Consider the following 15,681-nt stretch of genomic DNA (forward strand, 5'->3'; position numbering starts at 1 on the left):
CATCGGGACGCCTTCCCTTGCCGCCTGCCTGAAACTTGAATTATTTAGAGTATACATACCCGTCACCTTTCAAGTTGCAGGTGCGTCGGTTGGGCGTGATGCCAAGTGGCATCAGTACACGAACCGAAAAATCGCCGCCTCTGCGGGCCACGATAACGGCCCACAGAGGCGTGAACATGACCGCGACAGAACATCGCGGACAGAAGACCTTATTCTAAGCCGACGTATTTGAAGTCAAAGCTGACATCAAACGGTTTCCACCAGCGGCCTACGCCCGTTTCACCATCGGTGTGACGGTGCATACCGGCTTTTGATGGCGGGTCGATGTGGTAAGTCACTTTGTAGTTACCCACGCCCATCATTTTGATGTTCGCGCCGTAGTGCGGGCCATCGCTGGCAACCATCGGCATGAAGGTGCCTTCCTGCTTCGCACCGGTATCGGTGTTAGTCAGAGTGTAAGCGATGGTCAGGAACGGCATCCACTCACCGGCACCAAAGCCATTCTTGTTACCTTCAGCGGCGTGAATATCGGCTTCCAGATGGATGTCCGCTTTCGCAGCAGGCAGGCCCATCCCACGCGGTTCCATATCGATAGGTTGCAGATAAACAGCGGCAATTTCCATTTCGTTCATGGAAACAGGCTCACCCGCTGGATATTCTTTAAACGCCAGCGCGGCAGGCGCAGTGAAAATACCGGCAATAACGGCACCCGCAATCAGACTTTTTTGCATATTCATCAAACCCATCCTCATCTCAGTCGTCCCTCTTCGCTTAATTCGCTAAGCGATTGGGGTTGTTATGGTTATTTGCTGCTCTTATTGCTTTCAGTATTAATTAACGTCGGACGCTTTTTTTATCAGACAGCAGACGCCCTGCGCCGCATCACCCACAGAGCGATTAACGCCGCGACCACCAGCACACCCTGTGGAATCAGCGTTTCCACATAAGGATAAATCCCCAACCCGCTGATTTCCGGCACGCCGGTCAGCAATGTAGGTTCAAACAGTTTGCCTTCGATCAGTTCCAGCACGCCTTTACCCGCGAACACAAACGCCATCAGGTACATAAAGCAGCCGGTAAACATGAAGAACGGCTTCAGCGGTAGTTTGACGATGGTGTAGCGCATCACGAAATAGGCGATCAGCAGAATCACACAGCCGATAGCAAACCCGGCCAGAATGGAGAGGTGCCCCGCCATGTTGCTGGCATCACCGACCAGCGCGTAATAGAACAGCACCGTCTCCGCGCCTTCGCGGTACACGGCCAGAAAGCTGGTGAGCCATAGGCCAATCAGGGAGCCGCTGCTTAGCGAATGGGACAGTTTGCCTTCGAGATAGGCCTTCCAGTGCCGCGCTTCCACTTTGGACAACAGCCAGTAGCTCATGAAGAACAGCATCACGACAGCAATCAGCATCGTAATGCCTTCCAGCAGCTCACGGCTGGCACCGGAATTGGTGAACACGAGTTGGAAAATGACAGCGGTAATCACGCTACACAGCAGCGCGACGTAAACCGACTGGCGAATCAGCGGCAGCTTGTCCTGCTGATTATTTTTCACCAAATAGGCCACGATAGCCGCCACAATCAGCAAGGCTTCCAGCCCTTCGCGCACAATAATCAGCAGACTGTAGATCAACAGGCTCCAGTGGGTTTCGCCGCCATCGCCTAGCATGGTCACCGCCTTCGCCAGTTCCTGCTGTAGCGCATCGGCCTGCCCTTGCAGCTGTTCCGCTGGCTGTTTGGCGTTCATCAGGCTCACCAGACGGGTGAAATAGCCTTCCAGCGTCGATTTGAACGCCGCATCGCGAGAACCAATTTTGTTCTCCATGCCGGTGGCTTCAAACAGATCGAAATAAGTGTCCTGCACCGCCATGATGGCGGGTTTGACGTGACCCTGACGGTACTGCGCGATCGCAGCGGCAATAGCCTGATTGATATCGTCGGCGACTTTCGCCCAGTTTGCGTCCGGCACGGCACCCGCATCGGCGTTCGCGGCAGGTGCTGCCGTGGCCTGCTGGCTATCGCGCGTTGTCGGCAATCCCGGCAAGACATCTTCGATATCCTGCAACAGCGTGGTGACCCGATAGGCGACATCCGTCAGTTGATCGGGTTGACCGGCCAGGGTAATCAGCGCGGAGAATTGTTGATTAATGGAAGCGGCCTGCTGCGCTGAGCGATTCTGCCTGACCGACATCTCCATTTCAGAGTTTTTAAAACCCTGATAGTGCGCCTGCTGCACGCTCTGGCTGGCCTTTTTGTAATCGCCAGCCTGATATTCAGTCACGGCCTGCGCGAGCTGGTCATCGATGATTTTGAAACTCTGCTGCCAGTACGGTGCGATCTCAGCATTGTCATAGGCACCGTGCTGCTCCTGTGCGACCAGCTTGTGCCCTTCCGACAGCACGGGCAGAACGGCATCCAGTTCGCCCTTCAGCCAGGAGATTTTCGCTTGCACCTCGGCCTGCGGCTTTCCTTCGCCAATCATGCGGCGAATTTCACCGAAGGTCGCTTCCAACTGATAGCTTTTTTGCGCGGAAATGTTGATACGGATAGGGCCTTCAAGGTTTTCAAACACCTCGAAGTAGGCCATCTGAACTTCGGTGCGGGCATCATCCGGCTTTTGCTGCTCATAGAGCTGAGCCGTTTTATCCAGCCGGGTTTCGATATCTTGAATAAATGAGGCGTAATCGGTCGCGGCAACTGCCACTGAACAACTCAACAGCCAACACAACAGCAGAAGCGTTTTTTGCCAGATAGACATAAGCGTGTGATGAAGCACAAATGATATTTATTCTTATTATCACTTTGATGCCGCCATCTGTCTTGATTTACGTCACGAAAACATGAGCAACAACCACTTTAGTATGTAACAAATGATTTCTGACTTAACTTGATGCCAAAAAATTCCGTTTCATTTCTATAACCCTAGAAAAATACGGTTTTTCGATCTTAAAAACGGCAAAAAATCACCAATAAAATATAGCAATAAATATGCCAATTTCTTTAAATCACCTATTTCAAGACTAGAGACACCCGTCTTAAAATGATATTTCTTTACATTACCACAGTCAGATTTACAGAGAAAAACACCATTTTCCTTCTGTAATCCAACGCATTACACGCGTCACGGTTAACGCGTTTCACCGATCATTTTTAGGCGATTACCCGCGAGCAACAGAACCGGGCAGATGCTTTTCCGCCCGGTTCGTCGCCTGCATCATGGGTCATCTTGCGTTCAACGTCTGTTCCGTGTTTAACCCGCTACGGATCAGAATTTTTCCCATCCCTCACCGTTGCGACCCTGTGCCGACAGTAGCGGCGTGGTGCTCTGCCCAACCGCGCGATGAACGGGGGCTGCGACCGCTGGGCGGGAAAAGGACATTGTCGGGTCGCAATCCGACTCCAGATCGAACACATCCACCACGGCGGACAGCTCGCTGGTTTGTTCATCCAGACGGGCAGCCGCTTCTGCCGATTGCATCACCAGCGACGCATTCTGCTGCGTGACGCTGTCCATTTCGTGCACCGCCTGACTAATCTGCGTAATCCCGCGCGTTTGCTCATCCGTTGCCGCTGCAATTTCACCAATCAGATCGTTCACATGCGAAATGGAGGCAATGATTGCCGTCATCGCTTCACCGGACTGTCGAACCTGCCCTGCACCAGTTTCAACCCGTGAAACCGACTCAGCGATCAGCGCCTCAATCTCTTTCGCCGCCTGCGCACTGCGCTGTGCCAGCGTACGAACCTCACCGGCTACCACGGCAAATCCTCGTCCTTGTTCACCTGCCCGCGCGGCTTCAACCGCCGCATTCAGCGCCAGAATATTGGTCTGGAACGCGATGCTGTTAATCACCGAGGTGATATCGGAAATTTGTCGGGAACTGGCGCTAATGCCATCCATCGTCGTCATCACGTTGCTGCTGATATTCCCGCCTTTTTGCGCCGTATCCGCCGCCTCCTTCGCCAGCTTACGCACCTGATGCACGTGGTCAGTGGTTTGCCGGACCGTGGAGCTAATCTCTTCCATACTGGCCGCCGTCTGCTGCAGCGCTGCGGCCTGCTGTTCTGTGCGGCTGGAAAGGTTATCGTTGCCATCCTTAATGCTCGACGTCCCGTTGTTGATTTCCGTCGTGCTCTGCCGGATGACGGTCACCGTATCACGCAAACTTTTCTGCAATCGCTTGATATCGGGAATTAGCCGCCCCGCACAGTTCCTGCCGAATTCAGCCAGTTCACACCCTAAACGCCCTGCCGTGAGCTGTGCCAGATGAGATTTGAGCACTGAAATCGGAATAACCAGATAATTCCTCAAATAGTATTCCGTGAAAATCAACACGATGAGGCCAATCACCATCACGGCAATTAACGAATTACGGTTTTGGGTATTGTGTTCATTCACGCTTGGAATCAATGACGAAGCGGTAATGCCGTCCGAATAGCGTTTGATATCGTCCCCAAATGTCAGACTGATGGGGGGGTAAACGGATCGGAATATCTGTCGGAACCCTTCGTAATCATTACGTTGCAGTGCTGAATTCATCGGATCAATAGAAGAGGAGATCAGGGTGTTCCAGGTGTTTTTTACTGCATCAACCGTTGCCTGATCGACACCGACGTGCTCCGCCGTCTGGAATTTCTCCAGCGAGTCCTTGGTGTTTTTGATTGCACGCTGTGCCATTTCCAACGTCTGCCTGGCGTTTTCTGGCTCGTTACGCTGCAAATAATCCATCGTTCTTTCCATACGCGTTACGGCCCGAAAATATTGATCGGCTCCATAAACCAGATGGGAATACGTTTTTCGCTGAGTCTCACTTTTATCCAGCAAATTCGTGACCTGATAAAGCGAGTAAAGACTGAATCCTGATGCCACTCCCCACGCCACTAACAGGGAAGCCACTATGACCAGCACCATTATTTTTATGCTGACATTTCTTAGAAATTCCATAATGCACTCCGCGACGTTAACAAATATTTCCCGCCCGCACGCTCTGTCGGAAAAGTATTTACTTTTTACTCATGACGGTGCCGCCCGTTGTCTCGCGCCCTTATCCCACGCGATCTCACAGACGTTCTGGAATTCCCTGATTCATGCCCCATTAGATGGGAAATTAAGCTCAAAAAATTAACGAATAGAATGCGTTATCTTCCTTGAGATGCCAATTTCCGTTGTGTTAAACAGCCGACAGGCATGACTACCCCAGCCCGGTCGGTGGCACATAGAGTTAATATCGTCAAAAACAGTATAGGCATTAACGGATAAAGAGGATGAATACGCAGTCACGTTATTTTCCAGACGAATGTCCTATGGAAAAAGGTCGCGGCACTCAACACGTTAGGACGATTTATCATCGCCCTGAGCATGACCACGATCAGTAAATTAATTTTCTTTATCGGTGATTATCGAAGGTTAGATGACTGCATCAACAGCCTGCCGCAGGAATGCAGTTCTTACGATCCAAGACTCGGCTTTGGAGAATAATCATGCAGAAAGTGCTTACCGTCTGCCCGTATTGCGGGTCAGGCTGCAAAATTAACCTGCTGGTAGAGAACGGCAAAGTGGTTGGTGCAGAAGGCGCAAACGGCGTCACCAATGAAGGTGAGCTGTGCCTGAAAGGCTATTACGGCTGGGATTTTCTTAACGACACGAAAATTCTGACGCCGCGTTTAAAGCAGCCGCTGATTCGACGCCAGAAAGGTGCGCCCTTTGAGGCCGTATCCTGGGATGAAGCTATCGGCTTCGCCAGTTCCCGACTGAAAGCGATTAAAGAGAAGTACGGTGCCGAGTCGATTATGCACACCGGTTCGTCACGCGGTCCCGGTAATGAAACCAATTATGTGATGCAGAAATTTGCCCGGGCGGTCACCGGGAATAATAACGTCGACTGCTGCGCCCGACTCTGCCATGGCCCTTCGGTTGCCGGGCTACAGGTGACGCTGGGCAACGGCGCAATGAGCAACTCTATCTGCGAAATTGAAAAAACCGACTGCATCCTGATTTTTGGCTACAACGCCGCAGACTCACACCCCATCGTGGCGCGTCGGATCCTGAAAGCCAAAGCACGCGGGGCAAAAATCATCGTGTGCGATCCGCGCCATATTGAAACCGCCCGCATCGCCGATCTGTGGCTGCCGTTGAAAAATGGCTCCAACATGGCATTGGTCAACGCGTTCGCTAACGTGCTGATTAACGAAGGTCACTACGATAAAGCGTACGTCGCCCGCCATACCGAAGGCTTCGAGGAATTCAGCAAAACCGTCGCGAAATACACGCCGGAGTATGTCGCTAACATCACCGGACTGTCGCCGAAATTGATTCGCGACGCGATGCGGATCTATGCCGCTGCGCCGTCCGCCACCATTCTATGGGGAATGGGCGTGACACAGTGGGGTCAAGGCGTTGATGTGGTCAAAGGGCTATCTGGTCTGGCGCTGCTGACCGGGAATCTGGGGCGTCCGAACGTTGGCGTCGGGCCGGTGCGGGGGCAAAACAATGTGCAGGGTGCCTGCGATATGGGCGCGCTGCCCAATATGTTCCCCGGTTATCAAAACGTCACGGATAAAACGGTGCTGGCGAAATTTGCCGATGCCTGGGGCGTACCTGAACTCTCCGACAAAATCGGCTACTCGCTGACCGATCTCCCGCACAAGATAAAAGAAGGGAAGATCCGAGCTAATTACGTGATGGGCGAAGATCCGCTGCAAACCGAGCCGGATCTGTCGATGCTGCGCGATGCATTCAACGAGCTGGAGCTGCTGATCGTGCAGGACATCTTCATGACCAAAACCGCTGCGATTGCCGATGTGATTTTACCCGCAACCTCCTGGGGCGAGCACGAAGGGGTCTATACCGCAGCCGACCGGGGATTCCAGCGCTTTTATAAAGCCGTGGAGCCGCAGGGCGATGTGAAACCCGACTGGGAAATCATCAGCCTGATGGCAACAGCGCTCGGCTATCCGATGCACTATAACAACACGCAGGAGATCTGGGACGAGCTGCGAGCACTCTGCCCGCTGTATTACGGCGCAACCTACGAGAAAATGGCGGGACTGGGTTATGTGCCGTGGCCGTGTCCAACGGAAGACAGTCCCGGCACGCCATGGCTGTACGCCGGTAATCACTTCGATCGTCCCAGCGGGAAAGGCTTACTGCTCACGGCCGAGTGGCGACCGCCGATGGAGCTGGTGGATGAGGATTACCCGCTGGTCTTGTGCACCGTGCGCGAAGTTGGCCATTACTCCTGCCGTTCCATGACGGGCAACTGCACCGCATTACAAACGCTGGCGGATGAACCGGGCTACGTGCAGGTTAGCCCCTACGACGCTGAACGTTTAGGCATCCACGATCAGCAGCTAGCCTGGATCTCGTCGCGACGCGGCAAAGTGATCTCGCGCGTTGCCGTCAGCGAGCGCATCAATAAAGGTGCCGTCTATATGACCTACCAGTGGTGGATCGGTGCCTGCAATGAGCTGACGCTGGATCATCTCGATCCGGTATCCAAAACACCGGAGTACAAACACTGCGCCGTTAAGCTGGAAGCCATTGACGATCAGCAGGCAGCCGAGAACTATGTACAACAGGAATACAGCCACTTGAAAGATCGGCTGCGCAGCACCGCAGAAAACGTCAGTTAATCTCCCTTACCTAAGCCGCCGCGAACCTCAGCCGTCAGGTAAAAGCCGTGGCGGCTTAGGAAATACAGATGGTTTAGACACCGTTTAATCTTCTTCACCGATAATGCCTTTATTCCCCACCTCATCTTGTAAAATTTCATTAATGAAAACGGATAAATTTCCGTTAATCGATAATAAACTTCTACGCACACCTTAAATTTTCACATCTCTGTTTATCTTTTAAAATTATGTTGGTTATCACCGCCCTCCCCTCCGCCCAATTGTTTTTTATTCCAATTTAGCGCAATTTGCGTTTCATTTTACAATGCTTTAATTTGTTTTTAACAAAAAGAGCCCCTTGTAGCGGCAGTGATCAAGTCGATTAAAATAATTACTAAACAATCGGTTAGATGGACGCTGGCGGGGATAAAAGGAATATTATTATTGCTCGTATAGAGGTCGTTTATGTTACCGATTACCGTTATCTTATCGCTCCCTCATTATCTGTCCTTTATTATTCGTATCGACCCTGGAAGCTAATCCCCGCCTTTCATTCGTATTCTTCTGAACGTCGCTGACGTCGGGAAATAACCTAATTTCATCCCTTTCGATAGGCAGTTATAAAAAACTGCACGGCTTTTTGTACCCCAAATTCGCCGAAAGAAAGGCAGTAAGTTATTCAGAATATAATAAAAAACAGGAGATCCACTGTGCTCACTATTCTCGGTTTCTCTATGGTCATCTGCTTTATGTACCTGATCATGACCAAGCGGATGTCTGCGCTAATCGCGCTGATTCTTGTCCCTACACTGTTCGCACTGGCCGCAGGTTTCTATCAGGGGCTGGGTGCGATGATGCTGGACGGCATCAAAACGCTGGCACCAACCGGCGTTATGCTGACGTTTTCTATTCTCTACTTCGGCATCATGATCGATGCGGGGCTGTTCGATCCGCTGGTGCGCTTCATTCTCCGTCTGGTTAAAGGCGATCCGCTGAAAGTGTTGGTCGGCACCGCTGTGTTAACCTTGATGGTAGCGCTGGACGGTGACAGTACGACGACCTATATGATCGCAATTGCCGCATTCCTGCCGCTCTATCAGCGGTTGGGGATGAACGTGCTCGGATTGACCTGTCTGGTTAACATCGCCAGCGGCGTGATGAACCTTTCCCCGTGGGGTGGCCCGACGGCGCGTGCCGCCGCCGCATTGCGCGTTGATGCACTGGACGTTTTCCTCCCCATGCTCCCGGCAATTGTTTTAGCCAGCCTGACGCTGGTCGGCGTCGCCGTGTTTCTGGGTCTACAGGAGCGCAAACGGCTGGGGATCATTGATGTCAGCAACTTCCAGAATGCATCGATCAATCTGGGCAACGGCAGCGACGAAGAAAGCGACGCCAACCGCCGCCCTAAAATGTTCTGGCCTAACTTTATTCTGACCACCCTGCTGCTGGTGTTTCTGGTGATCGGGATTCTGCCTATTCAGGTGCTGTTTATGGTCGGCTTCGCTATCGCCGTCATGCTCAACTATCCCAAGCTGGAGGAGCAAAAAGCGCGGATCGGCTCACACGCCGCTAACGTGCTCGCGGTGACATCGCTTATTTTCGCCGCGGGGATTTTCACCGGGATTTTATCCGGTACGGGTATGGTGGATGCCATGGCGAAGAGCCTGTTGCAGGTGATACCAGAAAGTTTCGGCCCGTATCTCGCGGTGTTCACCGCGCTCATTAGCCTGCCGTTTACTTTTTTGATGTCCAACGATGCGTTCTATTTCGGAATCTTACCGGTTATCGCCCAGACGGCGGTCAACTATGGTATTACCCCAGAGGAGATCGCCCGTGCGTCGATTGTCGGTCAGCCGTTCCACCTGCTCAGCCCGCTGGTGCCGTCGCTCTACCTGCTGGTCAGTCTGGCAAAAGTGGACATCGGCGATCACCAACGCTTTGCAATCAAATGGGCGATTTTTGTCAGCCTGTCGCTGCTGGTCGGTGGTATTGTCTTCGGCGCATTTCCGTTCTATCACCAGTAAAACAGGATTGCTCCGGCCAAGCCGGAGCATGCTCTGCTGGCAGGCGAGCCGTACTGACAAGAACATAAAGATTCCTCGTAATACCCTAAACGACATAGCAGGATAGCCATGGCTTTAACTCCCCTACAGACAAGGATTGTCAGACAGATTGTCGCCTATATTCGCCGCGAGCAGCTGCCGCCCGGCGCTCATCTGATCGAATCGTCGCTGGCGCAGGTATTGAACGCCTCGCGCACGCCGGTCAAGGTCGCGCTGCTGTATCTGACGGAAAAAGGCATGCTTCATTACCACCGTAACCGGGGGTTTTATCTTGACCGCCATGCCCATGAATTAGGGCATTTGGTCACCGAATTAGCCGCCAGCAGCGAAGAACCGCTCTACCGAAAGATTGTCGATATGCGCCTCTCTCGTCGGTTGCCAGAGCAGTTTTCAGAAGTGGATCTGATGCGAGAATGTCAGGTGTCCCGCTCCGTACTGCGTAACGTTCTGACGCGTATTCAACAGGAAGGTTGGCTGGAGTTCCGCACGGGTCAAGGCTGGCGAACCACGCCGATTATCGATTCCGTCACGGCCTATGAGGAAAGTTTTACGTTCCGCCTGCTGGTCGAGCCGCTCAGTCTGCTGTCGCCGCAGTTTCGTATCGATCAGCACACGCTCAACGCCTGCCGTAAGCAACAAGAAGACATTCTCAATGGGGGTTACCTGACGCTCACACCGCATGAAATGTTCGATGCCAATACGCACTTTCATGAAACGCTGCTTGCCTGTAGTGGCAACCGCTTCGCCCACCATAGTTTGCAACGAATCAATCAGTTACGGCGTCTGGTGGAATATCGACAAGGGAGTCCAGCCTTCAATCCCAAGCGATTGGAACAGATTGCAGAGCATCTGGCGATTCTGGATTTCCTGCAACGGGGAGAGATCGAAACAGCGGCAGACTGGATGAAAAAGCATCTGGAAAAAGCGTGCCACGATAAAGTCAGCATCGATCTTTTTCGGTGAAATAACCAACAGCGAGGTCTCAAATCATCAGTAACATATGTTTAAAAAATAAAAAACACCATTTTAAACACTCTAAACGCTCAGGAAGTTACAAATAGAAACACATAGAACAATAATTAAACTTCATATCAACAACAAGAAAAGTGAAACCTATAACATAAAAACAAAGTCACGTTTTAAATAATTAAAAAATTAATATTTTTATAAAATGACATGTATATAAAGTTTTCGTTAATTGTACTTTTATTTTTACTTAATCTTTAAGTAATTCACCATCTGTTTTATTGATGTATAGCCACCTGTCATTAGCAACACTACTTCAACACCTTATTCCAACTATCTTTATCCGCGACAAACCGAAATAAGTTACTGTTTAATAATGAATTAATAAAAATTTCACGATTTGCGCAATCTGCGTATCACATCCCTATTTATCATTACAAGCGACATGGACATGCATTTTTCGCATGACAAGGATCACAATTACATAACAATCCGCAGAAAAAAAATGTAAAAAGCAAGAATCGTTGTAATATCGGCGGGCAGACACAACACCCCAATAACAGGTTCGGGTGAGGGATTGGTGTATTCAGGGAAAACACCAGCCATCACGCTGGCAATAATATTGTGTTGTCTGAGTCAATTCATCAACATGAGGTTTATATGCAAAGGCAGAAGTTACTTGTACAGATAGTCTTGGCTATCGTCCTGGGAATATTAATCGGCTGGGCTTGCCATCAATATCTTGACGGCAGTCGAGCAAAAGAAGTCGCATCTTATTTCAACATGGTTACCGATATCTTCCTGCGCCTGATTAAAATGATCATCGCGCCACTGGTCTTCGCTACGCTGGTTTCCGGCCTGGCAAGCATGGGAGGAAACTCTTCTGCCGTTGGTCGTATCGGTATGAAAGCGATGATCTGGTTTGTCAGCGCTTCGTTCATTTCCCTGCTCATCGGTATGGTCTTCGCCAACCTGTTCCAACCTGGCGCAGGCATGAATCTCGAAATCCCCGCACAGCACGTTGCGACAGGTCTGAACACTGACAGCTTTACGCTTAAGAGCTTCATCAGCCATATCTTCCCGAAAAGTATCGTCGAAGCGATGGCGAACAATGAGATCCTGCAAATTCTGGTGTTCTCTCTGTTCTTCGGCTCCGCGCTTGCCTATGTAAAAGGCAAAAACAAGCACGCGACCACGATCATTTCCATGATCGAAGAACTGACCAAAGTGATGTTCCGCGTGACCGACTACGTGATGGCGCTGGCTCCTATTGCTGTCTTTGCCGCAATCGCTTCCGCGATTACCACACAAGGTCTGGGCCTGCTTTACGACTTCGGTAAACTGATCGGTGAGTTCTACCTCGGTCTGGGCGTACTGTGGGGCGTTCTGTTCCTGGTTGGCTACCTGTTCCTGGGCAAAGGCATCGTTAGACTGGCGAAGCTGATTCGTGAACCTACCATGCTGGCTTTCGCTACGGCGAGCAGCGAATCGGCTTATCCGAAAACCATGGAAGCGCTGACCAAATTCGGCGTGCCGAAAAAAGTCACCAGCTTTGTACTGCCGCTTGGTTACTCGTTCAACCTCGACGGTTCTATGATGTACCAGTCCTTTGCGATTCTGTTTATCGCACAGGCTTACAACATCGATCTGAGCGTTACTGAACAAATCCTGATCCTGCTGACGCTGATGATCACCAGTAAAGGGATGGCAGGCGTAGCACGTGCCTCTATCGTGGTGGTTGCCGCAACGCTGCCGATGTTCAGCCTGCCGGAAGCCGGTATCCTGCTGATCATCGGTATCGACCAGTTCCTGGATATGGGCCGTACTGCAACTAACGTCATCGGTAACAGTATCTCTACCGCCGTTGTGGCCAGTCTGGAAAAAGACATCCACGATGATGATGAAAATGAAGAGGCTACCGACGAAGTCGTCGCCTATAAGGAACCTCAGCAGGCTACGCAAAATAGCTAATGCTGGGTGAGTGAATACGTCATCTATAGCGGCCTTCGGGCCGCTATTTTTTTATCTCTCGTTGCGCTGCCAACGCTGTCACAACGTTTATAGCCCAGATGCTGATGACAGCCCTTTCATGTAGCGCCAGAATTTCTCAGAAGCCACGTTCAACCGCGCATCGAGGCGATAGAGATAAACGCCCATGCGGATCACGGCATTTTCCATGCTCAGGATCGTCAGCTCTTTGTTTTTCAGCTCTTCCTGAATGGAATAGTCCGGCAGCCAGGCAATACCATAACCTTTCTTCGTCATACGTTTGAGCAAGTCGCTCATGGAAGAGACGAAATTGACCGTAAACTTATCGCTGTCGACGCTGGATAAGTAGCGGCTGACCTGACGCCCCATGTAGCTCGTCTCGGTATAGTTGAGTAGCGGCACCGATGAGGCGCTGACATCAAACAGCGGCTTCCCCGCACTATCACACGCGCAGACCGGATAAAGCCGGGATTCCAGGATCTTCTCGTGCATGAAGGGCTCTCCCATCAGATCCTCATTGTAGAATGAGAAAATGAAGTCACTGCGCCCTTCTTTGAGATTCAGCACCGCTTCATCGACATCGATCGATTCGACATAGAAGATTTTTTCCTGCGGATCCGGCACGTCTTTTAACAGCTCCGGCATGATGAAGACCGACAGCGAATGCGCCGCGGCGATGGTGATCTTATTCTTGTAATTGTCCCCGCCGTGCAGCTTATTGAGTTGATACTCCAAATCATCTAGCGTATTACGGATATAGGCGTGGAACACGCGCCCCTGCTCGGTTAACTGTAGCGGCAACGCGCTACGGTCGAAAATATCAAAGCCAACCGCCGCTTCCAGCGCCTGAATTCGCCGACTGAATGAGGACTGAGAAATATTCCGCTTCTCGGCAGCCAGCGTAAAACTCCGGTGTTCTTCCAGCACGATAAAATCATACAGCCACTTGGTTTCGATATTATTCAGCATCACCCCTCACTCAAAACGCGCAGCGTCATATTTTCGTTCCCTATGCCAACGTTCTATATCTGCCAACGACCTACATCGCCAATAAAGCAGCTGCCCACTATACACCGTTAAAACCAATAAAAGCATAGGGATGCTAATAGTTATGCAAATCCCACATAGGAGATGGGAATTTAGCAATTCACATTGCCAAACAGTATGCGATTATCCTTTTAATTTCATAATGCTACAGGGTAAACAGCATGAACAGTCTCGTGGGAATTCTTGGTGGTATGGGGCCAGGTGCTACCGTTGATGCGATGCAAAAGCTGATCAAAAACACGCCAGCGTATCGGGATCAAGACCATATTCCGATGATTGCTGTGTCTATTCCTGATATCCCTGATAGAACGAAATGCATTCTCCAGCACAGCGCGTCACCGCTGGAGAAAATGCTGCAATATATGAAAATTCTCGAAAACGCGGGCGCTGAATGCATCATTATCCCGTGCAATACCGCGCACTATTGGTTTAATGACTTAAAAAAGCAATGCCGTGCAGAAATGATCAGCATTATTGATGTGACCTGTCAGGCGATTAAGCATGCCAACACCACACGCGTCGGCCTATTGGCGACGACGGCGACGGTGAAAGCAAGAATTTATCAGGACAATCTGATTACCGATAATATTGAGTGCTACACGCCGGATGATGCAGACCAACACCAGGTAATGGAAAGCATCTACGCGTATAAATCCGGTGATATCGACAGAGCCTATAGCCTATTGTCACCGGTAAAAGATCGCCTGTTACAGGCTGGCGTTGAGAAAATTATTCTGGGTTGTACCGAGCTTCCCCTGATTCTGGATCAGGAAGTTAAAACGTCACCACAGCACTATGTCGATGCAACGGAAGAGTTAATTAAGAAAACGGTCGAGTGGTATTTTACCCACAGCCCGAGAAATGATATTGCCGCTTAATTCTTTGATGAATATATCTCAATAAATATGCCACTCGGCAGCCGAGTGGCATCGTGTAATACGCTTAATATCTAATGAATATCAATTCATAATATTGCGTATGCAATAACGAAGATAAATAACCGTTCCGTGGTTATGATGGGAACTTGAGCGCACTATTTTGTGCGCCTGCATTAGCAACCACCCAGGATTTCGCCGCAGAGGTACTCATCAAACTATATGAATAGTTAGATGACGCCGTCCATTTAGCCGCAGGTGATTTACTTGCCACAGCCGCCGGTGAACTGCCATTATCCGTAAAGGTTGAACCATTGCCTTTATCGTCAACCATTCCTTTCTTTTCCGCACCGGAGCCAAATACGTTACGCTCAGAAAGTACATTGGCATTCTGCGCGACCGTAAAGGCCAGGCTGAATTTATTGACGTAGTTGTTAAACACATGGAAATAACCATAACGCATCAGGCCGGGTGCACGCACCTGAATGTTTTCGTAATAGTTATGGCAGATAGTCAAGCGCGGATAGCCATTGTAAGCTTTATTATTATCATCTGCCGGATGGCCGAAGATGCAACCATATTTATGGTTTGAGAATAAGCAGTTACTGATCGTGACATAATCCGCCTTCTCACCGATATAGATCAGTTTATCGAGGCTACCATCGTTATCACTCCACGTATGCCCAGGCCATGAACAGTGATCCACCCAATATCCCTTACCGTAGTTCAAATACAGCTGGATATCGTCATTATCTTTGATGCCAACATCATGTTTAAAAACCAGATTCTGGAAAATGACGTTGGATGAATTGCTATCAGCACGCAGGTGGATATTGGTCAGTACATTAGCACCACCGAAAGAACCAACGATGGTTTTATTGCTGCCAAACACCACTTTGGTCAACGCGGATGCTTTCAGCGAGGAACCCAGCACCACAATGGTTTTTGCTGAACCGCTCACAGCAGATTTAAAATCGGCCAGTGATTTTACCGTAACAACTTTACCGCCTGTTCCTCCGGTAACATTTCCCGCTTTTGCAAAACCAATAATCCCATTAAGGTTTGTTGTTGGATAAGCCATAAATTTCCCTCTTTACAATTAGTGAATAGTTATGTCATCCGGTGTA

Annotated in this window: 10 protein-coding genes; 5 read left to right on the top strand and 5 right to left on the bottom strand. The window is 50.3% G+C overall.

All coding sequences use genetic code 11. From position 1 onward, the window contains the following. Positions 1–209: 209 nt before the first annotated feature. The 3 genes from ACIPUG_RS16030 to ACIPUG_RS16040 form a co-directional block, all read right to left on the bottom strand. A complete protein-coding gene (locus ACIPUG_RS16030) occupies positions 210–737 on the bottom strand; it encodes an iron transporter (protein ID WP_010285198.1) in 528 nt (175 codons plus the stop codon). Between the two features lie 119 nt (positions 738–856). Next, entirely contained in the window at positions 857–2,761 is a 1,905-nt protein-coding gene (locus ACIPUG_RS16035) for an FTR1 family protein (RefSeq protein WP_080163798.1), read from the bottom strand. 507 nt (positions 2,762–3,268) lie between these two features. Beyond that, entirely contained in the window at positions 3,269–4,948 is a 1,680-nt protein-coding gene (locus ACIPUG_RS16040) for a methyl-accepting chemotaxis protein (protein WP_379057267.1), read from the bottom strand. A 536-nt stretch (positions 4,949–5,484) separates the two neighbouring features. On the opposite strand from ACIPUG_RS16040, the gene fdhF reads away from it, so the two are divergent. The 4 genes from fdhF to ACIPUG_RS16060 all read left to right on the top strand — a co-directional run bounded on the left by fdhF (position 5,485) and on the right by ACIPUG_RS16060 (position 12,614). Then, on the top strand, positions 5,485–7,635 hold the full coding sequence (gene fdhF, locus ACIPUG_RS16045; protein WP_400339246.1) for a formate dehydrogenase subunit alpha: 2,151 nt from the start codon (positions 5,485–5,487) through the stop codon (positions 7,633–7,635). 689 nt (positions 7,636–8,324) lie between these two features. Beyond that, a complete protein-coding gene (locus ACIPUG_RS16050) occupies positions 8,325–9,638 on the top strand; it encodes a CitMHS family transporter (RefSeq protein WP_010286965.1) in 1,314 nt (437 codons plus the stop codon). Between the two features lie 108 nt (positions 9,639–9,746). Further along, positions 9,747–10,640 carry a GntR family transcriptional regulator gene (locus ACIPUG_RS16055; RefSeq protein WP_039311991.1) on the top strand — a complete coding sequence of 298 codons (894 nt, stop codon included), beginning with the start codon at positions 9,747–9,749 and terminating at the stop codon, positions 10,638–10,640. A 663-nt stretch (positions 10,641–11,303) separates the two neighbouring features. Further along, the gene (locus ACIPUG_RS16060) at positions 11,304–12,614 is read left to right on the top strand and encodes a dicarboxylate/amino acid:cation symporter (protein ID WP_039287589.1); all 1,311 of its coding nucleotides are present in this window, start codon (positions 11,304–11,306) and stop codon (positions 12,612–12,614) included. Positions 12,615–12,701: 87 nt separating this feature from the next. On the opposite strand, the gene hypT is transcribed toward ACIPUG_RS16060, so the two are convergent. Then, the gene (gene hypT / locus ACIPUG_RS16065; protein ID WP_010285882.1) at positions 12,702–13,601 is read right to left on the bottom strand and encodes a hypochlorite stress DNA-binding transcriptional regulator HypT; all 900 of its coding nucleotides are present in this window, start codon (positions 13,599–13,601) and stop codon (positions 12,702–12,704) included. A gap of 239 nt (positions 13,602–13,840) precedes the next feature. On the opposite strand from hypT, the gene ACIPUG_RS16070 reads away from it, so the two are divergent. Further along, positions 13,841–14,557, top strand: coding sequence for an aspartate/glutamate racemase family protein (locus tag ACIPUG_RS16070; protein WP_400339248.1), 717 nt, complete (start codon positions 13,841–13,843; stop codon positions 14,555–14,557). A 133-nt stretch (positions 14,558–14,690) separates the two neighbouring features. Here ACIPUG_RS16070 and ACIPUG_RS16075 read toward each other — a convergent pair whose 3' ends face one another. After that, the gene (locus ACIPUG_RS16075) at positions 14,691–15,635 is read right to left on the bottom strand and encodes a pectate lyase (protein ID WP_014914791.1); all 945 of its coding nucleotides are present in this window, start codon (positions 15,633–15,635) and stop codon (positions 14,691–14,693) included. Positions 15,636–15,681 lie beyond the last annotated feature (46 nt).

Source organism: Pectobacterium sp. CHL-2024 (assembly GCF_044751765.1).
Taxonomy (GTDB): Bacteria; Pseudomonadota; Gammaproteobacteria; order Enterobacterales; family Enterobacteriaceae; genus Pectobacterium; species Pectobacterium brasiliense.

Coding starts and splice junctions, on each gene's coding strand:
- ACIPUG_RS16030 (WP_010285198.1), bottom strand. CDS start 737: ATGAATATGCAAAAAAGTCTGATTGCGGGTGCCGTTATTGCCGGTATT.
- ACIPUG_RS16035 (WP_080163798.1), bottom strand. CDS start 2,761: ATGTCTATCTGGCAAAAAACGCTTCTGCTGTTGTGTTGGCTGTTGAGT.
- ACIPUG_RS16040 (WP_379057267.1), bottom strand. CDS start 4,948: ATGGAATTTCTAAGAAATGTCAGCATAAAAATAATGGTGCTGGTCATA.
- fdhF (WP_400339246.1), top strand. CDS start 5,485: ATGCAGAAAGTGCTTACCGTCTGCCCGTATTGCGGGTCAGGCTGCAAA.
- ACIPUG_RS16055 (WP_039311991.1), top strand. CDS start 9,747: ATGGCTTTAACTCCCCTACAGACAAGGATTGTCAGACAGATTGTCGCC.
- ACIPUG_RS16060 (WP_039287589.1), top strand. CDS start 11,304: ATGCAAAGGCAGAAGTTACTTGTACAGATAGTCTTGGCTATCGTCCTG.
- hypT (WP_010285882.1), bottom strand. CDS start 13,601: ATGCTGAATAATATCGAAACCAAGTGGCTGTATGATTTTATCGTGCTG.
- ACIPUG_RS16070 (WP_400339248.1), top strand. CDS start 13,841: ATGAACAGTCTCGTGGGAATTCTTGGTGGTATGGGGCCAGGTGCTACC.
- ACIPUG_RS16075 (WP_014914791.1), bottom strand. CDS start 15,635: ATGGCTTATCCAACAACAAACCTTAATGGGATTATTGGTTTTGCAAAA.